We start from the raw sequence: 21,175 nt of genomic DNA on the forward strand, positions 1-21,175 counted from the left end.
AGGCAAGCCGTCAAATGCCTTATCCCCTGCCCGGCGCATTTTTCCTGACCGATCCGCAGCGAACACCGGATCCGGTCAGCGTTGTGAACACACTGCCAAACGGTACGGGCGTCATCTACCGCCATTTCGGCTCAACCGACCGGAAGGAAACCGCAAAAGCACTAAGAGCGGCTACATATCGCAAAGGGATCGCCCTGCTCATTGCGAATGACCCAGACCTTGCCATCGCTACAAAAGCCGACGGCGTTCACTGGCCAGAAGCCCGCGCGCAGCTTGCCCGTAAATGGCAAGGCCGCTTTCTGATCCAGACACAATCTGCGCATTCAAGACGCGCCATAGCCGCCGCCGTTTGCGATGCCATTCTGTTCTCCACCGTATTTCCATCCAACAGCGCGAGCGCGGGGGCTAGTATGGGGCCGGTGAGGTTTCGGAGACTGGTTATGAGAACGGAGAAGACGGTTTACGCACTTGGCGGCGTCAACGCAGAGACGGCAGCACGCGTGAGCGGGTTCGCAGGACTCGCCGCGATTGAAGGGTTTATCTGCACGTAAAACTTGTCTCGCCCGCATGCCACGCTTAGAAATTAAGGCAGTCAACTCAAGGGGACGTAGTATGAAAAAGAAAGCCAGCCCGATTAAATCCGACTTCGAAGCTATGAAGCTCAGCGACGAGAAATGGGCAGAATACAAAGCCGGCAAGAAGCAGATGGCGAAAAAGCGCATGGGCGCGAAAGGCGCCAAGAACTTCTCCCGCAAGCTGGAAGCCAAGCGCAAAAAGTTTCTGGGCGGCGGCGCTTAAGCGCTTTGATCACCGGATCTGTTCAGAGTCCCGGCCTTTTCTGAAGGTCGGGATTTTTAATGGCTCCAGCCAGGCGCAGCGATTGTCATCAAATACGGAACGAACGGGCTTAGAATCCGGCAGATCATCAAACGCACCCACGGCAATGCCAATACCGGACGGATGACGCTCTGTTGTCCAGTAAAGTGTTGTTGCGCAATTAGGGCAAAAGAACTGGATAAAGTCAGCGCCTGATGCGGCCTTGCGGATATAGCGCTGGGATACGCCGGTTATGGTGACGGCTTCACCCTGATAATAGGCACCAAGGCCGAACGCACTGCCCGACCGTTTTTTACAGTCGGCGCAGTGACATTGAACAATACTATCAGGCGCCCCGTCGCAGCGGGCTTTCAGCTGGCCACAGCCGCATGATGCCGTGTAGCTCATCAGTCGTATTCCGGGCCAAGAGGAATAAGGTCTTCCGCGTTGGGCCATGACGCATTCGCAAGCAGCTGGCTCAAGGCGAAGGCGTTTCGGCATCCAACAGCAACGAGCCGTGGCTCGCCGCCATTGAGAACGATTTCACCAGCCCAGGAGTTTCCATCCGATGGACAAACATAAGGATCGAACCATCCGGGAATATGCTCGGGTCCCGCGGCAACGCACTGATCAAAGAATAACTGGTCAAGCCGTTTCGAACTTTCAGCGTTCAAAGTGCGATAGCTTGGTAGAGGCGGCCGATTTCGTGCACGTTCTTCTGCCTCTGCGCGTCGTGCGGCCTCCTCGGCCTGACGCTGCATGTAGCGTTCATAAGCCTCTTCATCTTCTGGTTCTGGGGGCGGAGGTGGCGGCGGAGGAGGTGGTGACGGATTCCACGAGTATCGCTGATAAGTGCGAACGCCCTGAAGGTTCCAGAGCCCTGTGTTATCGTCGCGCCAGTAAGTGATGGATTTATCAGGTCGTCCGAACATGCGAACACGCAGACGGTTTTGCGCAGCGACAGCCTCGTCCGGTAAAGGCGCTTCTGACAGAGCTTCAGGAACGAAGCTCTCCACGGGGCGGTCAATATAGGTGCTAGAGGCCTCTAGCCTCTCCCGGCTATAACCATCTACCGCCGGGCAATTCAGTTCCGCCTCCGTAGGCAGAGGAGGTGACGCAGGCTGCGACGTTTCACAGCCCGCAACAGCAATCAGGACAGTCAGAACAAAAGGTGTTTTGCTGCCCATTTTGCTTATTCCTCGGAAGGTTCAGGCACGCCTACAACGTGGAAGCCTGCATCGACGTGCAGAACTTCACCCGTAATAGACTGGCCGATGTCAGACAGAAGATAAAGCGCGCAGCCTGCAACGCCTTCCATCTTCGTGTCTTCTTTCAGGAGCGACCATTCGCGGCCCGTACCCATGAGGGATTTGCCGCCGCGAATACCAGCCAGAGACAGCGTACGCATTGCACCTGCAGAGATCGCGTTGACGCGAATGCCCTGATTACCAAGGTCGCGTGCTGCATACCGGGTGGATGCTTCAAGTGCAGCCTTGGCAACGCCCATCACGTTGTAAGACGGAACAACGCGCTCAGCGCCAAGATAGGTCATGCAGATGATAGAGCCGCCCGGGTCCATCATTTCAGATGCACGGCGGGAGCAATCAATGAAGGAATAAACCGAGATATCCATAGCGCGGCGGAAACCCTCACGAGAGGTGTTCGCCACCATGGAGCCCATCAGCTCATCTTTGCCAGCGAAGGCGATGGAGTGAACCAGAAAGTCGATCTTGCCCCATTTTTCTTTCACTGCCGCAAAGGCTGCATCCATGCTTTCGTCGTCAGTCACGTCCGCCGGAATCATGAAATCCATGCCGATAGATTCGACGAGTGGACGCACGCGGCGCTCAAGGCCCTCGCCCTGATAAGTGAACGCGATTTCAGCGCCCTGTGCAGCGAGTTGCTTTGCGATACCCCAGGCGATGGAGTTCTGGTTTGCGACGCCCATAACGATGCCGCGCTTGCCAGCCATCAGATTGCCTTCCGGCATGTTCCAGTCAGACATGTGTCCTCCAAGACGAAATGTTGAACACGTTGGCTATGCGCGGACGCCCATCACGTCAAGTAAGGCAAGGCCTGCACTCAGGCGATTTCAAGGTGATAATAGCTGTTAAAGTCGGAGACGACATAATCGCCGAACACATCACCCGGCTGGAAGCCAAAGCTTCGGTAGAGGGCATTAGCTGGCGCATAGACCTCTGTCGTACCGGTCTCAAGGCTCACGGTCTGATAGCCGCGCTCTTTCGCCATGGCGATGAGCGTTTGGAGCACAATGCGGGCCACGCCTTTGCGCAAATGATCCGGATGAGTGCGCATGGATTTGATCTCGCACTGGGCATCCGACAAATGCTTCAACGCGCCCATACCGACGAGCTGATCGCCCTGCCAGACTGTGATGAAATCAATTTCCGGCACTTTGAGTTTTGAAAGGTCCAGCACGAAGGCGAGCTCTGGCGGAGAATTGGCAAAAGCCTCTCGAACGTGAAACTCCAGAAGTGACACCACTTGCGGATCATCAAAATCACCAGCGCGGATTTCAAACTCAGGTGCCACGCGTATCCCCGTATAGATGGATATGCAGACGGTCGGTGAAGTTCATGCCGTGTCGCAGGCATTCTTCGGTGAGCCATTTGCTACGCATGCGCACTTCGCCCGAAGATCGGCCGAGCGGCATAAGATACACGCGCTCATGCGGGATACGGAATTTCCGGGTCAGCGCGAGAACCTCTTCAAGGTCCTCAGGTGAGCCGATAACAAACTTAAACCAGCTTTGCGGCAGCGCGGCATAAGCGGAAAGCGAGGCCTCATTCAGCGCAATAGCGGCGTCATTGCCAGAATGGGCGAGCTTTGGGGAGACGTTGAACTGATTGACCAACGGAACGAGACGTGCGGGCGGCGCGATAGAGCCATTGGTTTCAATCTCGACCCAGACAGGCCCGCAATCGTTTTTGATCGCTGTAATCAGGCCTTCAAGCTTACCCTTCTGGAGCATGGGCTCGCCGCCGGTAATCACGATGCCCGAAGGTTCTAACTTGGCGACTTCAGAGGCGATATCCGCAAAGCTGCGTGAAAGCCGTTCCGCTTCCGGAACGAACTTTACATTGTCTTCGTGAGAGAAAGGTGTGCCTTCGAAGTTCCAGGTGTAGGCGGTGTCGCACCATTTACAGTGCAGGTTACACCCTGAAAGGCGGATAAAGGTGCGGGGCGCGCCAAGGCTCGCCCCTTCACCCTGAATAGAAGAAAAGATTTCCGGATTGCCGTGATCGTCAACCGCAAGCCAGAGCGTTTCCTGGCTCATGGCTATGATCAGCTTTTTTCCGGTTGGAACAGTCCAACGCGCATGTCGTCAGCTGTATAAATCAGCTTGTCGTCAGCGTACAGACGACCGTCTGCAATACCCAGAACAAGGCGACCACGCTTCACGCGCTTCAGTTCCATTTCATAACGGACGAGCTTCACATCAGGTGTGACCTGACCGGTGAACTTCACATTGCCAACGCCAAGCGCGCGGCCTTTGCCCGGAGAGCCGCTCCAGCCAAGCCAGAAGCCGACATTCTGCCAGAGCGCATCAAGGCCGAGACAGCCTGGCATAACCGGGTCGCCAATAAAGTGGCACTGGAAGAACCAGAGTGACGGATCGATATCCAGCTCGGCAACCATATTGCCCTTGCCGTGCGGACCACCATCCATGGTGATCTCGGTGATGCGGTCCATCATCAGCATTGGCGGCGCCGGCAGCTGAGCATTACCTTCACCGAACAGGCTGTTCTTGCCGCTCTCGATCAGCTCTTCCTTCGTGTAGGAAGATTTTCTTTCAAATAACTCAGACAATTGGGATTCCTTACCGTCGTGCTGTCCGCTGAAAGTCTGCCAGAAACGGTATGTTTCCCTTGAGGTCAACCCACACACGCATAGCGAGTACGGGCTTTGCCTTAATTTACGGCAGCAACCTGCAGAGCCATATCAGCGTTTGTATCGCCGAGGTCATCTTCGTCATCAAAGGCGACGACAGACGGCGCAGTACCCGGCGCGCCCCAGAGATAGGTTTTGTCGGCCCAGCCACGACGATGATTGATATAGACTTCGCACATGGTCTCTTCACAGCCGATGAGCGTGGCGATCGCGCCGGATTCCATGCGCGCCACGACGCGGGATTCAGAATTGGAAGACCGATGAAGATCAACAAGGTCTGAACCATGGATCATAACGCTTGGCTGACCACCGAGAGTACGCTCATGCATCCAGACTTCATCGCCGGACGGGTCACGCACCATGCGCCAGTCGCGTGTTTCACGAACAACCATAACGGGCAGGCCGCGACGCTCGTATCGCCATGCTACCGGATATTCGAGGCTCGGGCCTGTGCGACCGTGCACGGCGGAATACTTCAGCGATTCAAAGCGCGGCACCGGCAATCCGGAGAAGGCGCTGATTCGCACAGCCTGACCGGTCACAGGGCCCTGGTTCGCAGATTGCGCGACCGATGGCAGTGAAATCATGAGGCTGGCGAGAAAAAGGCTTTTCAGCTTCGCAAACATGCTTAATTTCCCGAGGTCTGTTCCATGGGAAATTTTTGCCTGTTATGGTGAATAAGGCGTAAACAGGTTCTGAAAATTTATCTGGGACTTCTGAACGCATTGGCCACGCCGCACTTGTTTGCTATGGCACGAGAAAAGAAGCAGGATAGGGACGCGATGTCTTCGCAAAAATTGAAAGTTATAGTGACCCGTCGACTTCCGAGCGTGGTGGAACTTCGCCTGAAGGAATTGTTCGACACGACACTGAATGAATCTGACCACCCTATGTCACAGGGTGAGCTGTCAGACGCAGTGGCGGAGGCAGATGTACTTGTCCCGACCGTGACAGATAAAATCGACGGACGCGTTCTGGCTCATGCTGGCGACAATCTTCGTCTTATCGCGCAGTTCGGCGCGGGCGTAGACAATATCGACGTACAAAGCGCAACCCAACGTGGCATCACCGTCACCAACACGCCCGGCGTTCTGACTGAAGACACTGCGGACATGACAATGGCGCTGCTTCTGTCTGTACCGCGCCGCATGATCGAAGGCGTCAAAGCCATCGAGAATGACGAGTTTAAAGGCTGGACACCAACCTGGATGATGGGCCGCCGCATCTCCGGCAAGCGTCTTGGCATTATCGGCATGGGCCGTATCGGTCAGGCTGTTGCGCGCCGCGCCAAAGCTTTCGGCATGCAGATCCACTACCATAACCGTACTCAGGTCAGCCCGCAGATCGAAGAATCTCTCGGCGCAACTTATTGGGACAGCCTCGATCAGATGCTGGCGCGCATGGACTATGTGTCCATTAACTGCCCGCACACACCGGCTACCTATCACCTTCTGAACTCACGCCGTCTTGAGCTGATGCAGCCTCACGCTTTCGTCGTGAACACATCGCGCGGTGAAGTGATTGACGAAGCTGCACTCGCGCGTGCGCTTGAAGAAGGCAAAATCGCAGGCGCGGGCCTCGACGTGTTCGAGCATGAGCCAGCGGTGAACCCGAAGCTCAAAGAAATGCCGAATGTCGTTCTGCTGCCTCACCTTGGCTCTGCGACTGAAGAAGGCCGCACCGAAATGGGCGAGAAGGTTCTGATCAACATCAAAACCTTTGCTGACGGTCACAAGCCGCCGGATCGCATCATTCCGGCTATGCTGTAATCAGTCTTCCGATACTGGAATTTCAGGCCCCGCTGTCTCTGGCTGCGGGGTCTCTTGATCTGGCGCCAACGTATCTAAAAATGCACGCAGATCAGTCAGCGTGACATCCGGAATCTGTTCATGCGGCAAATGCCCAACGTCCGGATATATGACGAGCTCTGCCTGAGGGACCGCTTCAACAAAACGCCTTGCATGATCGGCAGGCACGATTTCATCGCCCTCCCCCTGCAGAACGAGTACGGGCAGGCTCAGGCTTTGCAGCCGTTCCAGAGCATCATCTGATACCCCATCGGTTCGCGCAGAGACGCGTAGCAACGCCTCACGATGCCCCGGCGCACGCGCAAAGTCAGCATACTGACGAACCGTTTCATACGGCGCGGCTTCTCCGCTTGCGGCAACAAAACCGCGCCGGATCGCTATCGCTGGATCAAGCGTCACCGCGAGGGCGCTAACGACCGGGTTATTCACGATGTCGGACGCAAAGGCAGCATGCTCGCGCGCTTCATCGGGAGACGACAAACCGGCTGGCGCAACAAGCACCAGCCCGCTCAGATTATCAGAATGACGGAGCGCATATTCCCTACCAATATGTCCGCCGAGCGAGGCCCCCACTAATACAAACTCATCAAGATTCAGGCGCGTAGCGAAGCGGGACAGAAAGTCAACGAGGCCTGCCGTAGTGAGATCAGTCGTTTCAAGCACGCGAGTGAGACCATGCCCCGGCAGATCCACACTGATGACGCGGTAGTCTTGTTTCAGATCCTCTCTCCAGGCCATCCAGCTCTGACTGGCCGAGGCAAGGCCATGCACCAGCAAAAGCACCGGCGCATCGCGCGGGCCTTCGTCAGTGTAATGCACCAGAAGCCCGTTTGGCAGGCGCGCATATTCAGACACTGGCTGCTCATAGAGCGCCTCAAGGTCTTCATAGGGAATGTCCGCGCGATGAAAGGATAACCAGGTTGCGCCGGTCAGCGCGAGAGCGGCACAAAGGCCTACAACAGACCATTTCAGCGGTCCGCGCATCATTTAGCGCCACATGCCGGACAGGCCGGATCTTTAGGAAGCTTAACAGTCCGGAATGCGCCGGTCAGCCCCTCTATGAGCAGCAACCTGCCAAACAGATTTTCTGTTTCGCCGATGAGGTAACGTGTTGCGAGAAGCGCCTGCTGACTGGCGACCAGATGGGTGATCGCGCCCACAACTCCAAGGTCTTTGCAATTGCCTGCATCCGGCGGCTCAGCAGGCACAAAGCACTGATAACAAGGACAGTTTTCATCATGCGGCGCATTCACCGCCATAACCTGCCCCGTCCAGCCGGCAACAGCGCCGGAAACGAGCGGCACGCCCTCTGCAAGGCTTGATGCGTTAAGTGCGAAACGGGTTTCAAAATTATCGGAGCCATCCAGAACAAGGTCCGCTTCAGCGAGCGTCGCATCCGGCGTCCAGCGCTCCTGAACGACATCTATGCGGATATCCGGATTGAGCGCAGACAGCCCCCGAAACAACGCCGCGACCTTCCAATCTCCCACATCACGCGATGAAAACTGCGTCTGGCGCTGAAGGTTCGATACATCAACCTTGTCATCGTCAAAGATGGTCAGCCGCCCAACGCCGCTCGCTGCGAGTATCCGCGCCGCAACACCGCCAAGCGCGCCCGCACCGACGATCAGAACATGCGCATCCAGAAGTTTTTTCTGGCCATGTCCGCCGATTTCTTTCACGAGGAAATGGCGCTTATATCGTTCAATCTGTTCAGGTGTCATATCTGGCCCGGCTATTAGCTGGTTTCGTTTTGCGCCCTCGCGGCGCAGGCTTCAAGTGGAGGAATGAGAATTGTCGGACACTGAGAGCTCAGCTCCACTGAAATGGGTTAGCGGCGAAGAACGCTCCCCGACCGGCAATGTGTTTCTGACCGGTCGTGCGGGAACGGGTAAAACCACGCTTATCCGCAAATTCCTCGCTGACGCAGGCGAGCAAGCCATCGTGCTCGCGCCGACAGGTATTGCTGCCATGAATGCGGGTGGCCAGACCATCCACTCTTTCTTCAAATTTCCGCCAAGACTACTTGATGCAACCGATATCAAACGCCTGCGAAATGCGCGCCTGATCAAAAAGCTCGATACGATTATCATCGACGAGATTTCCATGGTCCGCGCAGACATGCTGGACGCAATCGATAAATCACTGCAGCTCAATCGCGGCTCCCGAAAACCGTTCGGCGGTGTACGGATGGTTTTGTGCGGAGACCTGCATCAGCTGCCTCCTGTTGTCTCCCGAGACGAAGAAGAAATCCTGATGGAGCGCTACGGCAACCCATATTTCTTCCGCGCGGAAGCCTTCCAGACCGGCGCGTTTGCACTGGTCGCGCTCAAACATGTCTATCGCCAGAATGATCCCGAATTCCTGAAGCTCCTGAACGGAGTGCGGCAGGCGCGCCTGGATGAAGATGATGTAGAGGTACTGAACAATCGCGTTACGGGCCGCCGCGCTATTGAAGCGAGCGAAACCCATATCGTTCTCACGCCGAACAATGCCGCCGCCTTCCGCATCAATCAGGCACGTCTGAAAGCGCTTGATGGCGAAACCTATGCCTTTCAGGCAACCGTGGAAGGCCAGTTCGACGATAAAGCCGCACCGACAGAAAACATTCTGGAGCTGAAACGCGGCGCGCGCATCATGCTCATAAAGAATGACCCCCAAGGCCGGTATGTGAACGGTTCAATCGGAACGGTTGAAGGCTTTGATGAAGACGAAGTGATTGTCAAAATCGATGGTGAGACCTGCCGGATCGAACCTGCCGTCTGGGAAAAGTACCGCTATGAGATGGACAAAGAGAACGACAAGGTCGACCGGTCTGTCGTCGGCTCATTCAAACAGCTGCCGATCCGCCTCGCCTATGCGGTCACGATTCATAAGTCTCAGGGACTGACCCTGAAGAAAGTCTATATCGACTTCGACAACGGCATGTTCGCGCATGGTCAGGCCTATGTTGCCTTTTCAAGGGCGACAACACTTGAAGGACTAGAGCTTTCACGCCCGCTTCGCCCGTCCGATCTGGCGTTTGACCGCCGCGCCTTTGAATTCGGCCAGCTGGAGATCGTCGAAGATACAGACACACACTTGATTGCAGGCTTCCAGCCGCGCGAAGACGAGCTGCTTTAGCCTCTTACAGAAACAAAAAACCCTCCCGGCGAACCGGGAGGGCATCTAGTTTACTACGTGACTGCAGTTCAGATCACGTAACCAAAACCCGCAACTGTCATCGCAATTACAGCCGACGCGAGCGGCACTGCCGCGAACATACTGATCAGATTGCGTTGAAACTCCGTGCTCATTGTTTTTCTCCGTTCCCTTAGAGCGGCACCATGCCGTGTTCGTGGATTGTATATAGAACCAACATGAACCAAAAACAATGAACGAAATCAATTTTATTCAGTATTTAGGTGTAAGAATTCACTGCACCTTGTTTTTAAAGCCGTTTCAGGTGAGCGATTTTTCGAGAAGCTTCATGACGCCGTCGAATTCGCGGGTCAGTTCTTCATAGGACTCGTCAGCCCAGAAGCGTGGAGACTCAAACTTCATGAGTGCGATCTGCAGCATTTCAGCGGTAAAGTTCGGATTATCCAGTGACTTGATTTCACCGGACTTGCGCCCCTGCTCCAGGATCTGAACGATATAGATCCGCTCCTGAGCCAGCTCTTCGACATAATATATCGGGCGCTCACGTGCCAGAACATCCGCCATTTCTAAGGCTTTCGTCTTGTTCTGCATCATGTGGTAAGTGCGTTCCAGCCGCGCTTTGAAGAGCTCAGTCAGGCGTGGCAGGGCCGGCTCGTCGCTCCGGCGGGCGATCTCAGCGAATAGCTGGTAAAAGGCCTGATTAAAGCCGCGCACAATCGCTTCGGCGATATCCAGCTTGGATTTGAAAAACCTGTAAATATTGCCCGCAGACATATCGCAGTCTTTTGCAATCTCGGCCATTGTGGTCTTTGCATATCCATAGTGTAGGATACGGGTCATGGCCGCTCTGAGGATCTGTTCGCGGGTGTCTGTAGTCTCGGTCATGGTTTGAGCATAGATGATAAGAATGAATCATCAATGATTTATTCAGTCGATAGGACAATTAATGAGTTTTGATCGAATTGGCGTTCTTGGCGCTGGCGCATGGGGCACAGCACTGGCTTATTCCACGCAGGCCGCCGGACGCGATGTGCTTATCTGGTCACGAGAAACCGAGGTCGCTGAGGCCCTCTCTTCCGGTCAGGGCAATCCGCTATTCCTGCCCGGTGTCGACCTCCCAGCTATCCCTTCCACGTCATCCCTTTCCGATCTTGCAAACGTCGATGCGATGCTCGCGGTCGTGCCTGCGCAATTTGCACGCTCCGTCTTCGAACAGCTGAACGGCCTGATACCGGACGACACACCTTTCGCACTCTGCGCCAAGGGCGTTGAGCACGGCTCTCTGAAACTGATGGCTGATGTTCTTCAGGGAACGCGACCGTCTGCTCCGGTTGCCGTTCTCTCGGGCCCCTCTTTTGCTATCGACGTCGCCAAAGGATTGCCCACAGCCGTCACGCTCGCCTGCGAAGATCAGGCTCTTGGCGCGCTATGGATGGAGAGCATTGGACGCCCAGAGTTTCGTCCATACTGGAGCAACGATATTGTCGGCGCAGAAATTGGCGGCGCGGTTAAGAACGTGCTGGCGATTGCGTGCGGCGCTGTTGAAGGGCTTCAGCTTGGCAAGTCTGCGCATGCTGCGCTCATCTCCCGAGGATTTGCAGAGATGGTGCGCCTTGGTAGCGCTATGGGCGCCCAGCCCGAAACGCTTGCCGGCCTTTGCGGGCTGGGTGATCTGGTTCTCACCTGCTCGTCACCGCAGTCGCGCAATATGAGCTTTGGTAAAGCGCTGGGCGAAGGTCGCTCTCCAGCTGATATTCTGGCAGAACGCAAAGCCGTCACCGAAGGCGTCGCGACCGCACCCGGCGTCGTTGCAATTGCGAAACGCTATGACATCGAAATGCCGATCTGTGAGGCGGTCGCTAATATTCTGGCTGGCAATATCACTCTGCGCGAAGCCATGAAAGGTCTGATCGAACGCCCGTTTAAGGCCGAAAACGTTCTATGAGCTTTACCACGCCGGACATAACCCGCGCGGTGACGCAGGGCGCAGTCCGGCTGCTTGAACAAATGTCTCTTGCCTGCGTGACAGAGCTGGTGCTCGCAAACGGCAGACGCGCAGACATCATGGCGCTGAGCGAGAAGGGCGAGATTTGGATCGTCGAAGTCAAATCCGGAAAGCCCGATTTTGAGTCCGATGGCAAATGGCATGAGTATCGCCCCTATTGCGACAAGTTCTTCTTCGCCGTGCATGAGAGCTTTCCGACCGAGCTTCTGCCACTCGATACCGGCCTGATAATTGCCGACCAGTTTGGCGGCGCGCTGATTCGCCCGGCTCCGGAACACAAACTCGCCGCGGCACGCCGCAAAGCCGTCACCCTGAAGCTTGCCCGAACAGCCGCACAACGCTTCTCCGCGCAACAATTCGCAGCCGGTTTCACACCAGAATAAAAACCTTCACTGACAAACCGCAACAATTCTGTATATCCTGTCCGAAACTGGGAGGGACACCATGCTGAAAACGACTGTCGGACACCGCGACCTGATGCCGGACCTGATCCGCGCCTGGGCGATTATCGGGATTGTACTTGTAAACGTCGAAATGTTTTCAGCAGGATTAAACGCAGGCTATCCCTCCACCGGAGAGGCAGGGGATCACTGGGCGAAACTGCTGGTGAACGGGCTTTTCACGCTGAAATCCTATTCTCTCTTTTCCATGATGTTCGGCGCTGGCCTCGGCTATCAGCTCGCATCAGCCGCACGCACAGAAACCAATGCGACAGCGCGTTATTATCGCCGAATGGTGGGCCTGCTGGCGCTCGGCCTGATCCATGTCATCTTCCTGTTTCTGGGCGATATTCTGGTAACCTACGCCATTCTGGGCAGCCTTCTTTATTTCTGCCGGAACGGAAAACCGAAAACGCTCATCATCTGGGGCCTCGTGCTGATAGCGATTCAGACTGCCCTGATGATGCTTGGCGCAGGCGCCATGGCGATGATGGAAGGTATTACCGACCCTGCGACCCGCCGTATGATGGACGATCAGATGGCCGAACAGCGCGAAGCCTTTCTGGCCATTGATGCCATCTTTGCTGAAGGAAGCTTCCTGCAGATCGCTGCTGCAAGAGCGTCTCTGATCCCAACGCTGATCCCGACAGTCATACTGGTTCAGGGTATAAGTGCGTTCGGTTTCTTTCTGATCGGCCTCGGGTTTTTCAAATTGGGTCTGCTCAGTCAGCCAGACCATAAATTCTGGAAGACGTCGCTCTTCGTACTTCTGCCAATCGGGCTCATTTTGAGCTTTTACGGCTCAAATGTTTACATTGGAGCGCAGCAGCGTGAAAGCGCGCAGGGCCTGTTCGGCATGGCCATCATGATCTTAGGCTCACCCTTCTCCACCTTTGGCTATATCGGCGTGATTGCCCTCATCGCACGCATGGGCACAGGGCCGGTCCTTCAATTCCTGGCGCGAGGCGGCTCAGCCACGCTGTCCGCTTATCTGCTACAATCTGTGATTCTGTGCATCGTAACCCTGCCGATCGGCTTTGGCCTCTATGGTCATCTGGGCGCGTTGCCAGCCGTTCTGATTGCGCTGGCGACCGGTATCTTCACACTGTGCTTTGTGAGCCTCTGGCTTACAAAGTTCAAACGGGGACCGATGGAAATTCTCCTGCGCCGCTGGACCTATCTCGGTTACCGCCAACCATTACAGAGAAACAACGCATGACACGTTCATGCGCAGCACTGGTGACGCCTGTCTTCCTTCTGTTGGCTGCGTGTGACCAACAGGAGGAACGCCTCGCCCGCGCTGAAACACTGGCGAACGCAGTTCAGGATCAGGTCGTAGAGACTGTTACGGGCGAAACAGCCCCTATAGACCCATTCCCCGAGGCCGCGAACGACGGCTAGACTTCGCCCCGATGGTGAAACCCGTTTCGCGAACCACAGGCAGGCGCTTAGTCTGAATAGAGAAGCGCGACATCGGACTGGGGCTAAGCCGTGCGTAAACCCGTAACACCAGCAAACGTATTTATTCTGGAGATTGGCATCGCCGCAGCGATTGCCATGGTTGGTGCTATGGCTGTGCTGCTGACGATGGTTCCACCTGCAGACCGCCAAAGTGCGCCTATCATCATGGATGCGGTTGAACGCTTTGAGGGCCTGTCGCGGCCCGCAGAAATCCTTCGGGCCAGCACCCGCGCAGGCATCATCAGCGAGACAGAAGCAACGCACACATCGGGCGCACCACAACCACCCCGCTTTATTGTCAGCCTTAGTTCACACTCCGAAGCGGCACGCTTTCTTCGAACCTTCCGCGAAAACCGCGGCGCCGCCCGCGCGCAATTTGCCGATTGGACCAAAGCCAATCCGACATTCCGGGGTTTTTATCTGGAAGGTATTACAACGTCAGGCGAGGCAATTCTCACCTATCGTCTGGCGGGCGATCCGCGCGCGGCAGGTGAACTGGAAGTTGCGCTCGCACGCCAGCTAAGCGCCTCAGGCGATGTACGCCACATCACTGCGGTGACGAGCAGACGGGCGGCGCGATAGCCGCCCGGCCAGATCATCCAACTCAGAGCGCGAGTTCGAAGATTTTCTCATAATCAGCCTGCGTGACAGGCTTGGCGTTACCATAGTGCGCAAGGTCTTTCAGCGCGTACTCGACGATTGACGGACCGTGATCCGCTGTAACGCCGATATCTGAAAGCTTAGCTGGAATGCCGATATCTTCGTTCAGCTTAGCAATCGCATCGCCCACACATGCGCCTTCTTGCAGGTTCATCATCTGGCGGATGCGCTGAAATTTACGCTCGTCAGCATCAGCGTGGAAGCGCATGAAGTGCGGCAGGAAGATTGCGTTCAGCGTGCCATGGTGAAGCTTAAGGTCATGCAGGCGACCAGCCGCGTGAGACATAGCATGCACGCCGCCAAGGCCTTTCACGAAGGCGAGCGCGCCCTCAAAAGAAGCCACCATCATGTTCCAACGGGCGTCTGTGTCCGAACCATCCTGAACAGCGCGCTTCAGCCAGCCATCACCAACGGCGCGGCCAAGACCTTCATAGCCGATGCCTTCAGCCGGCGGGTTCACTGTAGGGGTCAGGATCGCTTCGATACAGTGAGTGACAGCGTCCATACCTGTCGCAGCCGTAAGCAGCGGCGGCAGGCCGAGTGTCAGATCAGGGTCACAGATCGCAGTCGCTGGAACAAGGTGTGGAGACGCATAAGTCTGCTTATGCCCGTCGTTCTGAATGATGATCATACCCACGCTGACTTCAGAACCAGTACCAGCCGTTGTCGGGATCGCGATCAGAGGCGGGATTTTGCCAATCTTCTTGCTCCCACCAACAGTCGCGCCGTAATCGGCGAGGTTTCCGCCATGGCTAGCCATCAGACCAACAGCCTTTGCAAGGTCCATGGAAGAACCGCCACCAAGCGCGATAATGCCGTCACAGCCGGACTCTTTGTACATCGCAGTGACTTCCGTCACCTGCTTTTCGGTTGGGTTCGGCTCGGTTCCGGCGAACACTTCGTACGCACCGCTGATATTTTCTGTGACTTTGTCCAGCAGACCGACTTGTTTAATGCCCGGGTCAGTGACTACAAATCCCTTTGTGATATTAAGACCGGCCATGGTCTTGCCAAGCTTTGTGATGGCGCCATGATCGAGAATGCACGGTGTTACGAAATTGATGACAGGCATTATGTTTCTCTCCCCTGAGATGCTAGTTGCAAAAAAGCGTAAGGCGCGCCTGTAAGCAATGAAAAATCGGCGGAAAGTGATAGTTAGCTATCCCTTTTTGACGTAGGTCCGGAGTAAAGAGTTGGAAAATCAGGCTAAAACCCCACTTCTCAGCATAGAAAATCTCGCTGTGGAATTCGATACGCCGGATGGCGTTGTGAACGCAGTGAAGGGGGTCAGCTTTGAAGTCTTCCCCGGCGAATGCGTCGGCGTTGTCGGCGAATCCGGATCAGGCAAAAGCCAGTCCGCCCTCGCGGCAATGGGCCTGCTCGCCGCGAACGGACGCACCAAAGGTCAGGTAAAGTTTGAAGGCAAAAGCCTGCTCGGCATGAGCCAGAGCGAACGACGCATGATGCGCGGCTCTCAAATGTCCATGATCTTTCAGGACCCGCTGACATCTCTGACCCCGCACATGACTGTCGGCGCACAGCTTCGCGAAGTACTCGCCATTCACCGCAAATTGCGCGGCAAGGAAGCGGACAAAGAATGCATTGAATGGCTGGAACGCGTGCGTATTCCAGACCCTGCCCGTCGCATGGACCAGTTCCCGCACGAACTCTCCGGTGGCATGCGCCAGCGCGTCATGATCGCGATCGCCATGCTTTGCGGCCCGAAACTTCTTTTCGCGGACGAACCGACAACCGCACTCGACGTCACCGTTCAGGCGCAGGTTCTGGCGCTGATGAATGACCTGAAAGCAACGACCGACACCGGCATCGTTCTCATTACCCACGATATGGGCGTTGTTGCACGTATGTGCGACCGCGTTGTGGTGATGAAGCAAGGCGAGATCGTAGAGACTGGTACGGTTGACCAGATTTTCTACGAGGCGCGCCATGACTATACAAAAAAGTTGTTGGAGGCAGTGCCGCGAATTGACCAGCCGGATCGTCCGGGTCGCACTAGCCTCTCTCCGCCGCCCGCTGCAGATGTGAAGCCGGTGCTGGTGGCAGACGATGTACGTGTCAGCTTCCCGATCAAGACCGAAGGCGGCTTCTTCGGCACAACAAAGCAGCTTCGCGCTGTTGATGGCGTAAGCTTCGATCTGCGTCCGGGCGAAACGCTTGGCGTGGTTGGCGAGTCCGGTTGCGGCAAGTCCACGCTTGCACGCGCTGTTCTCCAGCTTGTCGAGCCAACGGGCGGATCGGTCTCATGGATCGGCAAGGACATCACAAAAACCAGCCAGGATGGGCTGAAAGAAGTCCGCCGTGATCTGCAGATCGTCTTCCAGGACCCGTTTGCAAGCCTCGATCCGCGTATGACCATCGGCCAGTCGATTGCAGAGCCGCTCACCGTGTTCGAACCTTCGCTTTCGCGTAAAGATCGTGAACTCCGCGTTCGGGAAATCATGCCTCGTGTTGGCCTCGATCCGGCACTGATCAACCGGTATCCGCATGAACTGTCAGGTGGCCAGAACCAGCGTGTCGGTATTGCCCGCGCGATGATCATGAAGCCAAAGCTGGTCATCTGCGACGAGGCCGTTTCCGCCCTCGACGTTTCGGTTCAGGCGCAAATCATCGACCTTCTGATCGAGCTTCAATCCGAGTTTGATCTGGCGATGATCTTTATCAGCCATGACCTTGCCGTTGTACGCGAAATCTCGCATCGCATCATGGTACTGTATCTTGGCCGCGTGGTCGAGATTGCAGGGCGAGACGCAATTTATGAAGACCCGCGCCACCCTTACACAAAGTCTCTCATTGCTGCCGTTCCTAACCCGGATCCACGCGCCGAGAAGGACCGTGATATTGTAAAGCTTCAGGGCGACCTGCCGTCACCGCTGGATCGCCGCGCAACGCTGCGTTTCATGAAGTCCAAACTGGTTGATGACGCCGATACAGAACAGTATCGCCCACAACTTGTCGAAGTTGGCCCGGGTCACGTCGTGGCTGAGCATGATCCCTCAGAACTGAGCGAAGGTCTGCTGGCGAGCTAAGCTCTCAGACCTTTCGGGCGATGATCGTGTCCTGATAGCCGAACTGGCTGTGAGGATTAGCCCAGTTTCCGTACTCAATGGCCTCGATAGCGAGGCCATTTTTCAGATACGCGTCGCGCACCCAATTCTCCGAGAATGCGATAGCCGCTTCAGGGCTATCTTCCAGCGTCGTCTTAGAGCCCTCATCCACCGGAAACCTGAAAGTCAGGCGCGGAGCTTTGCAGGCTTCTGTCTGCGGGTTCAGCAGGAACCATGTAATCAGGCAGCGACCGCCCGGCTTCAATGAGCGTGTAATCTCTGACAGATAACGCTCCACGTCCGTCTGCAACATGTGCGTGAAGACAGATGTCAGGAACGCAAAATCATAGGCATCGCTGTCGGATGGGAATGTGTAGGCAGATGCTTCGTTATGGCCGTCTGCATTATATCGAGCGTTGAACACATCAGCATGGACGAAAGTGAAATTCGGCAGATCAGCATAGTGCGTCTGGCACCATTCCACGCCTGCTTTCACAATATCAAAACCGAGATAGTGCCCTTCCGGCACCAGAAACTCCGTAAGCGGACGCGCCATACGACCCTGCCCGCACCCCACATCAAGAATGGCCATATCCGGCGTCACACCATGTCGTTTGAGTGTCTTCAGGAAGTCGTCGCCAACTGCCACAAAATCGCCGCCGCCGACAAACGTGTCACGACGGTTTGGCACACGCGGATCCTTCACCGGATCAATAATGTCTTTAACCGCATAGCCCGCCCATTTCAGGCGTGTACGTACATTTACCGGCAGGATGGATTTGATCGCATCTTTCATGATCGCCGCGCTCCGATAGCAGATTTACTCGACACATAGTTGTCGGATGCGAAGTTAAGGCTACACATGTGGGATAACTATACGGGAAAGGAAGCACAATAATGGCAAGTCCAAATCTTCAACGCTGGTATGACCATATGCAGAGCCATGACCATCAAGAGCTGCGCGGTATGCTGGCAGATGATGTGGTTTTCCACTCGCCGGTCGTTCACACACCCCAGCGAGGCAAAGAGATCACCTTCCAATACCTTGCTTCTGCTGAAAAAGTGCTGGGTGGCGAAGACTTTGTCTATGTGCGCGAATTCGATCTGGGCGACCGCGCCGTGCTTGAGTTCGAGACCAAGATCGACGGCATCTACATCGATGGCATCGATATGATTTCATGGAATGAGGCTGGACAAATTACTGATTTCAAAGTGATGGTCCGCCCGTTGCAGGCTATCAATATGCTGCACGCCAAAATGAAAGAAATGCTCGAAAGGCTGAAAGCTCAGTAAGGACTGATGTTAAACGTGACCGAAAACACCCTAAAGCTCGAAGATGTTCAGGCCGCTGCGGACGTAATCGCAGGACAGGTGGAGCATACCCCTATGCGTCACTCGCGGACGCTGTCAGAGATTACGGGTGCGGAGGTCTGGATTAAGTTCGAGAACTTCCAGTTCACAGCAGCCTTTAAAGAACGCGGCGCGCTGAACCGTCTCATGGGTCTGACCGATGAAGAGAAAAAGCGCGGCGTGATCGCTATGTCTGCGGGCAACCACGCACAGGGTGTCGCTTATCACGGACAGCGGCTTGGTATTCCGGTGACCATCGTCATGCCGGAAAACACGCCCTTCGTGAAAGTGCAGCATACGCGAAACTATGGTGCGCGCGTGATCCTGAAAGGCAGCACGCTGATCGAAGCCAATGAGCATGCCCAGATGCTGTGCGAGAAGGAAAACCTCGTCTTCCTTCATCCGTTTGACGACAGGCTCGTCATGGCCGGTCAGGGCACAATTGCGCTTGAAATGCTTGATGACGTTTCAAAGCCGCTGGATTGCCTGGTCATTCCGGTCGGTGGTGGCGGACTGATCAGCGGCATCGCAACAGCCGCTAAAGCGCTGCAGCCGGACATTGAAGTCATTGGCGTTGAAGTCGAACAATTCCCTGCGCTCTTCAACGAGCTCAAAGGCGAACCACCGAAAGCGGGCGGCACAACGATTGCTGAAGGCATTGCGGTGAAGACTGTTGGGCGACGCAACTTTGAAATCTGCCAGCGCCTCGTAGACGACGTGGTGCTTGTCGATGAAGACACGATCGAGCGCGCCATCACGCTTTATGCAACGGTCGAGAAAACGATTTCCGAAGGCGCTGGTGCAGCAGGTCTTGCTGCGCTTCTGGCGCACCCGACGAAATTCTCCGGCAAACGCGTGGGCCTCGTCCTGTGCGGCGGCAATATCGACACCCGTCTGCTGGCTTCAGTTCTGACACGCAGCCTTGTGCGCGACCAACGCCTCGTCAACATCCGTATTCTGGGTGACGATCGGCCGGGCCTTCTGGCGCTCGTCTCCAAAGTGATCGGCGATTCCGGCGCAAACATTATCGAAGTTGCCCATAACCGTCTTGCACTGGATGTTCCGGCGAAAGGCGCGGAATTTGATATCCTCGTAGAAACACGCGATGCGCAGCACACTCAGGAAGTGATTGAAGCCCTGACAGCTGCCGGCTATCCGCCACGCAAGCTCTGATCTCAGACACAAGGAAACAGTAATGCTGAAACCTACCCTCCTCGCGCTTTCCATGAGCGCTGCTTTCGGACTGGCTGCCTGCGAACAGGGCGCGTCCACAACAAGCGCCGCGCCGCGCATGGAAGCTACACCTGCGGCCGATCCATCCGATCCGTGGGCGACTTACGCGAATGATGGCTGGGACCATGAAGGTGACGCCGTAAACATTATGGAATCAGGCCTTGAATACATCGTTCTCACAGCTGGCCCTGAATGCGAATCCAACGTCAACAATGACGACATTGCGCTCGCTCACTATGAAGGTCGCCTCGTAGACGGCACGGTTTTTGACTCGTCTTTCGCGCGCAACCAGCCGTCTCAGTTTCCAGCTAACCGCGTCATTCGCGGCTGGACAGAAGCTCTCGGCATGATGTGTCCGGGCGATGACTGGCTGCTTTATATTCCGTCTGAGATGGCTTACGGCCAGAACCCGCGCCCAGGTGGCCCGATCAGCCCGGGTGACGATCTGATCTTCCGCATCGTGCTGCTGGACGAAATGAACATGACCTCCAGCTATGAAGCTGATGTCTGGTCAGGCGAAGCGTTCAACTAAATTGCTCTCATTCGCCGTTTACGACTTAGCGAACGGCGAATGAATTGCCCCCATAATAACTCAAAGCGGGTGGTTGTCTGTTCCAACAGGCTTCCACCCGATTTGCATTTAAGCGGCGCGAGTCACTCTCCAGCTGGTCATCCCGCTCCAGCATATAGAGAATATAGACCTGCTCGCGATACTCACTAACCGCAGGAGCAGGCGTAAAATCGCGTCTACGTTCGGGGAAACGCTCAATGCCCGGCACCACCTCAGGAAACCCTGCAACCGAGCCAGCATTGCGCTGATCCAGTTCCGCAAATGCGGTGTAGAGCCAGTATTTAGAATTATACGTCGACTCATAGGGCGAGATGATTTCGCGGCGCCCCTGAACATCAATACCGGCAGCGCAGGTCATCGAGTAGAGAAGTGATGGCAGCGTGAGCGACAGACGCAACTGTTCCAGGCTTTCCTGCGTCGCTGCTTCATAGCGTTCGCGAACGCCCGGCTCATTGCGAACCGTCTCGTAAATGTCATCATAGGCTGCCCGCTGTTCGGGAAGATACAGCCCGCGAAACGGGGAAATGCTTTCGCGGGACGTATCCTGCATCGACATATCAAGTTCACGGGGTTCATCAGAACTTGCCATGGCGCGAATAGAAGACAGCGACGACACGGCGGCACTTGGTTCGGCAGAGTCGCTTTCGGCAGTTTCAACAGGTGTTGGCGCAGGCTCTTCAGCTGCACATGACACTATTCCCGCGCATAGTGCT

General features: G+C 55.7%; 26 protein-coding genes. 13 read left to right on the forward strand and 13 right to left on the reverse strand.

Annotated elements, in window-relative coordinates:
- Window positions 1-14 precede the first annotated feature (14 nt).
- Window positions 15-551, forward strand: coding sequence for a thiamine phosphate synthase (locus G523_RS0102675; protein WP_033232582.1), 537 nt, complete (start codon window positions 15-17; stop codon window positions 549-551).
- A 61-nt stretch (window positions 552-612) separates the two neighbouring features.
- Window positions 613-798, forward strand: coding sequence for a hypothetical protein (locus tag G523_RS0102680; RefSeq protein ID WP_022693480.1), 186 nt, complete (start codon window positions 613-615; stop codon window positions 796-798).
- 9 nt (window positions 799-807) lie between these two features.
- Here the strand turns inward: G523_RS0102680 and G523_RS0102685 are convergent, their stop codons facing one another.
- The 7 genes from G523_RS0102685 to G523_RS17625 form a co-directional block, all read right to left on the reverse strand.
- A complete protein-coding gene (locus tag G523_RS0102685; protein WP_022693481.1) occupies window positions 808-1,224 on the reverse strand; it encodes a GFA family protein in 417 nt (138 codons plus the stop codon).
- Window positions 1,224-2,003: a hypothetical protein gene (locus G523_RS0102690; protein WP_022693482.1), complete on the reverse strand. Its 780-nt coding sequence runs from the start codon at window positions 2,001-2,003 to the stop codon at window positions 1,224-1,226. The genes G523_RS0102685 and G523_RS0102690 overlap by 1 nt, the downstream gene beginning before the upstream one ends.
- Window positions 2,004-2,008: 5 nt before the next feature.
- The gene (locus G523_RS0102695) at window positions 2,009-2,821 is read right to left on the reverse strand and encodes an enoyl-ACP reductase FabI (RefSeq protein ID WP_022693483.1); all 813 of its coding nucleotides are present in this window, start codon (window positions 2,819-2,821) and stop codon (window positions 2,009-2,011) included.
- Between the two features lie 77 nt (window positions 2,822-2,898).
- Window positions 2,899-3,369: a GNAT family N-acetyltransferase gene (locus tag G523_RS0102700; RefSeq protein WP_022693484.1), complete on the reverse strand. Its 471-nt coding sequence runs from the start codon at window positions 3,367-3,369 to the stop codon at window positions 2,899-2,901.
- Window positions 3,359-4,114: a 7-carboxy-7-deazaguanine synthase QueE gene (locus G523_RS0102705; RefSeq protein ID WP_022693485.1), complete on the reverse strand. Its 756-nt coding sequence runs from the start codon at window positions 4,112-4,114 to the stop codon at window positions 3,359-3,361. Before G523_RS0102705 ends, G523_RS0102700 begins: the two co-directional genes overlap by 11 nt.
- An 8-nt stretch (window positions 4,115-4,122) precedes the next feature.
- On the reverse strand, window positions 4,123-4,647 hold the full coding sequence (gene fabA / locus G523_RS0102710; protein ID WP_022693486.1) for a bifunctional 3-hydroxydecanoyl-ACP dehydratase/trans-2-decenoyl-ACP isomerase: 525 nt from the start codon (window positions 4,645-4,647) through the stop codon (window positions 4,123-4,125).
- Between the two features lie 101 nt (window positions 4,648-4,748).
- Entirely contained in the window at window positions 4,749-5,354 is a 606-nt protein-coding gene (locus tag G523_RS17625; protein WP_022693487.1) for an SH3 domain-containing protein, read from the reverse strand.
- A 156-nt stretch (window positions 5,355-5,510) separates the two neighbouring features.
- Here G523_RS17625 and G523_RS0102720 point away from each other — a divergent pair, with 156 nt between their 5' ends.
- Entirely contained in the window at window positions 5,511-6,497 is a 987-nt protein-coding gene (locus G523_RS0102720) for a 2-hydroxyacid dehydrogenase (RefSeq protein WP_022693488.1), read from the forward strand.
- Here the strand turns inward: G523_RS0102720 and G523_RS20045 are convergent, their stop codons facing one another.
- Together G523_RS20045 and G523_RS0102730 are read right to left on the reverse strand one after the other, a co-directional pair.
- Window positions 6,498-7,523: an alpha/beta fold hydrolase gene (locus G523_RS20045; RefSeq protein WP_081648683.1), complete on the reverse strand. Its 1,026-nt coding sequence runs from the start codon at window positions 7,521-7,523 to the stop codon at window positions 6,498-6,500.
- Complete coding sequence (locus G523_RS0102730; protein ID WP_022693490.1) at window positions 7,520-8,260, reverse strand: HesA/MoeB/ThiF family protein; 741 nt, start codon at window positions 8,258-8,260, stop codon at window positions 7,520-7,522. The genes G523_RS20045 and G523_RS0102730 overlap by 4 nt, the downstream gene beginning before the upstream one ends.
- 70 nt (window positions 8,261-8,330) lie before the next feature.
- Between G523_RS0102730 and G523_RS17635 the strand changes: the two genes are divergently transcribed.
- Window positions 8,331-9,659 (forward strand): ATP-dependent DNA helicase, encoded by a 1,329-nt coding sequence (locus G523_RS17635; RefSeq protein WP_022693491.1) that lies wholly within the window; start codon window positions 8,331-8,333, stop codon window positions 9,657-9,659.
- 318 nt (window positions 9,660-9,977) lie between these two features.
- Here G523_RS17635 and G523_RS17640 read toward each other — a convergent pair whose 3' ends face one another.
- The gene (locus G523_RS17640; RefSeq protein ID WP_022693493.1) at window positions 9,978-10,562 is read right to left on the reverse strand and encodes a TetR/AcrR family transcriptional regulator; all 585 of its coding nucleotides are present in this window, start codon (window positions 10,560-10,562) and stop codon (window positions 9,978-9,980) included.
- A 61-nt stretch (window positions 10,563-10,623) separates the two neighbouring features.
- Between G523_RS17640 and G523_RS0102750 the strand changes: the two genes are divergently transcribed.
- The 5 genes from G523_RS0102750 (at window position 10,624) to G523_RS0102770 (ending at window position 14,165) form a co-directional block, all read left to right on the forward strand.
- Entirely contained in the window at window positions 10,624-11,622 is a 999-nt protein-coding gene (locus G523_RS0102750; protein WP_022693494.1) for an NAD(P)H-dependent glycerol-3-phosphate dehydrogenase, read from the forward strand.
- Window positions 11,619-12,065 (forward strand): MmcB family DNA repair protein, encoded by a 447-nt coding sequence (locus G523_RS0102755; RefSeq protein WP_022693495.1) that lies wholly within the window; start codon window positions 11,619-11,621, stop codon window positions 12,063-12,065. The genes G523_RS0102750 and G523_RS0102755 overlap by 4 nt, the downstream gene beginning before the upstream one ends.
- 61 nt (window positions 12,066-12,126) lie before the next feature.
- A complete protein-coding gene (locus G523_RS0102760; protein ID WP_022693496.1) occupies window positions 12,127-13,341 on the forward strand; it encodes a DUF418 domain-containing protein in 1,215 nt (404 codons plus the stop codon).
- A complete protein-coding gene (locus G523_RS0102765; RefSeq protein ID WP_022693497.1) occupies window positions 13,338-13,523 on the forward strand; it encodes a hypothetical protein in 186 nt (61 codons plus the stop codon). The genes G523_RS0102760 and G523_RS0102765 overlap by 4 nt, the downstream gene beginning before the upstream one ends.
- A gap of 90 nt (window positions 13,524-13,613) precedes the next feature.
- Window positions 13,614-14,165, forward strand: coding sequence for a hypothetical protein (locus G523_RS0102770; protein WP_022693498.1), 552 nt, complete (start codon window positions 13,614-13,616; stop codon window positions 14,163-14,165).
- Between the two features lie 22 nt (window positions 14,166-14,187).
- Here G523_RS0102770 and G523_RS0102775 read toward each other — a convergent pair whose 3' ends face one another.
- On the reverse strand, window positions 14,188-15,315 hold the full coding sequence (locus G523_RS0102775) for an iron-containing alcohol dehydrogenase (protein ID WP_022693499.1): 1,128 nt from the start codon (window positions 15,313-15,315) through the stop codon (window positions 14,188-14,190).
- A 121-nt stretch (window positions 15,316-15,436) separates the two neighbouring features.
- Here G523_RS0102775 and G523_RS0102780 point away from each other — a divergent pair, with 121 nt between their 5' ends.
- Window positions 15,437-17,290 carry an ABC transporter ATP-binding protein gene (locus G523_RS0102780; RefSeq protein ID WP_022693500.1) on the forward strand — a complete coding sequence of 618 codons (1,854 nt, stop codon included), beginning with the start codon at window positions 15,437-15,439 and terminating at the stop codon, window positions 17,288-17,290.
- Window positions 17,291-17,294: 4 nt separating this feature from the next.
- On the opposite strand, the gene G523_RS0102785 is transcribed toward G523_RS0102780, so the two are convergent.
- Window positions 17,295-18,104 carry a class I SAM-dependent methyltransferase gene (locus G523_RS0102785; protein ID WP_022693501.1) on the reverse strand — a complete coding sequence of 270 codons (810 nt, stop codon included), beginning with the start codon at window positions 18,102-18,104 and terminating at the stop codon, window positions 17,295-17,297.
- 101 nt (window positions 18,105-18,205) lie between these two features.
- Here G523_RS0102785 and G523_RS0102790 point away from each other — a divergent pair, with 101 nt between their 5' ends.
- The 3 genes from G523_RS0102790 to G523_RS17645 are packed head-to-tail and all read left to right on the forward strand — an operon-like array spanning window position 18,206 to window position 20,423.
- Window positions 18,206-18,601: a nuclear transport factor 2 family protein gene (locus G523_RS0102790; protein ID WP_022693502.1), complete on the forward strand. Its 396-nt coding sequence runs from the start codon at window positions 18,206-18,208 to the stop codon at window positions 18,599-18,601.
- A gap of 6 nt (window positions 18,602-18,607) precedes the next feature.
- Window positions 18,608-19,831, forward strand: a complete 1,224-nt coding sequence (locus G523_RS0102795) for a threonine ammonia-lyase (RefSeq protein ID WP_022693503.1) — start codon at window positions 18,608-18,610, stop codon at window positions 19,829-19,831.
- A gap of 22 nt (window positions 19,832-19,853) precedes the next feature.
- Window positions 19,854-20,423 carry an FKBP-type peptidyl-prolyl cis-trans isomerase gene (locus tag G523_RS17645; RefSeq protein WP_022693504.1) on the forward strand — a complete coding sequence of 190 codons (570 nt, stop codon included), beginning with the start codon at window positions 19,854-19,856 and terminating at the stop codon, window positions 20,421-20,423.
- Between the two features lie 25 nt (window positions 20,424-20,448).
- Here the strand turns inward: G523_RS17645 and G523_RS0102805 are convergent, their stop codons facing one another.
- Window positions 20,449-21,156: a hypothetical protein gene (locus G523_RS0102805; RefSeq protein WP_022693505.1), complete on the reverse strand. Its 708-nt coding sequence runs from the start codon at window positions 21,154-21,156 to the stop codon at window positions 20,449-20,451.
- Between the last annotated feature and the right edge of the window lie 19 nt (window positions 21,157-21,175).

The organism is Ponticaulis koreensis DSM 19734 (genome assembly GCF_000420665.1).
Taxonomy (GTDB): domain Bacteria; phylum Pseudomonadota; class Alphaproteobacteria; order Caulobacterales; family Hyphomonadaceae; genus Ponticaulis; species Ponticaulis koreensis.

Bases quoted from the DNA above. Each gene is read 5' to 3' on its own strand.
- G523_RS0102695 (WP_022693483.1), bottom strand. From the start codon at position 2,821: ATGTCTGACTGGAACATGCCGGAAGGCAATCTGATGGCTGGCAAGCGC.
- G523_RS0102775 (WP_022693499.1), bottom strand. From the start codon at position 15,315: ATGCCTGTCATCAATTTCGTAACACCGTGCATTCTCGATCATGGCGCC.
- G523_RS20045 (WP_081648683.1), bottom strand. From the start codon at position 7,523: ATGATGCGCGGACCGCTGAAATGGTCTGTTGTAGGCCTTTGTGCCGCT.
- G523_RS0102675 (WP_033232582.1), top strand. From the start codon at position 15: ATGCCTTATCCCCTGCCCGGCGCATTTTTCCTGACCGATCCGCAGCGA.
- G523_RS0102790 (WP_022693502.1), top strand. From the start codon at position 18,206: ATGGCAAGTCCAAATCTTCAACGCTGGTATGACCATATGCAGAGCCAT.
- G523_RS0102705 (WP_022693485.1), bottom strand. From the start codon at position 4,114: ATGAGCCAGGAAACGCTCTGGCTTGCGGTTGACGATCACGGCAATCCG.
- G523_RS0102755 (WP_022693495.1), top strand. From the start codon at position 11,619: ATGAGCTTTACCACGCCGGACATAACCCGCGCGGTGACGCAGGGCGCA.
- G523_RS0102680 (WP_022693480.1), top strand. From the start codon at position 613: ATGAAAAAGAAAGCCAGCCCGATTAAATCCGACTTCGAAGCTATGAAG.
- G523_RS0102750 (WP_022693494.1), top strand. From the start codon at position 10,624: ATGAGTTTTGATCGAATTGGCGTTCTTGGCGCTGGCGCATGGGGCACA.
- G523_RS0102690 (WP_022693482.1), bottom strand. From the start codon at position 2,003: ATGGGCAGCAAAACACCTTTTGTTCTGACTGTCCTGATTGCTGTTGCG.
- G523_RS0102760 (WP_022693496.1), top strand. From the start codon at position 12,127: ATGCTGAAAACGACTGTCGGACACCGCGACCTGATGCCGGACCTGATC.
- G523_RS0102730 (WP_022693490.1), bottom strand. From the start codon at position 8,260: ATGACACCTGAACAGATTGAACGATATAAGCGCCATTTCCTCGTGAAA.
- G523_RS17640 (WP_022693493.1), bottom strand. From the start codon at position 10,562: ATGACCGAGACTACAGACACCCGCGAACAGATCCTCAGAGCGGCCATG.
- G523_RS0102785 (WP_022693501.1), bottom strand. From the start codon at position 18,104: ATGAAAGATGCGATCAAATCCATCCTGCCGGTAAATGTACGTACACGC.
- G523_RS17625 (WP_022693487.1), bottom strand. From the start codon at position 5,354: ATGTTTGCGAAGCTGAAAAGCCTTTTTCTCGCCAGCCTCATGATTTCA.
- G523_RS0102795 (WP_022693503.1), top strand. From the start codon at position 18,608: ATGTTAAACGTGACCGAAAACACCCTAAAGCTCGAAGATGTTCAGGCC.
- G523_RS0102720 (WP_022693488.1), top strand. From the start codon at position 5,511: ATGTCTTCGCAAAAATTGAAAGTTATAGTGACCCGTCGACTTCCGAGC.
- G523_RS17645 (WP_022693504.1), top strand. From the start codon at position 19,854: ATGCTGAAACCTACCCTCCTCGCGCTTTCCATGAGCGCTGCTTTCGGA.
- G523_RS0102765 (WP_022693497.1), top strand. From the start codon at position 13,338: ATGACACGTTCATGCGCAGCACTGGTGACGCCTGTCTTCCTTCTGTTG.
- G523_RS0102685 (WP_022693481.1), bottom strand. From the start codon at position 1,224: ATGAGCTACACGGCATCATGCGGCTGTGGCCAGCTGAAAGCCCGCTGC.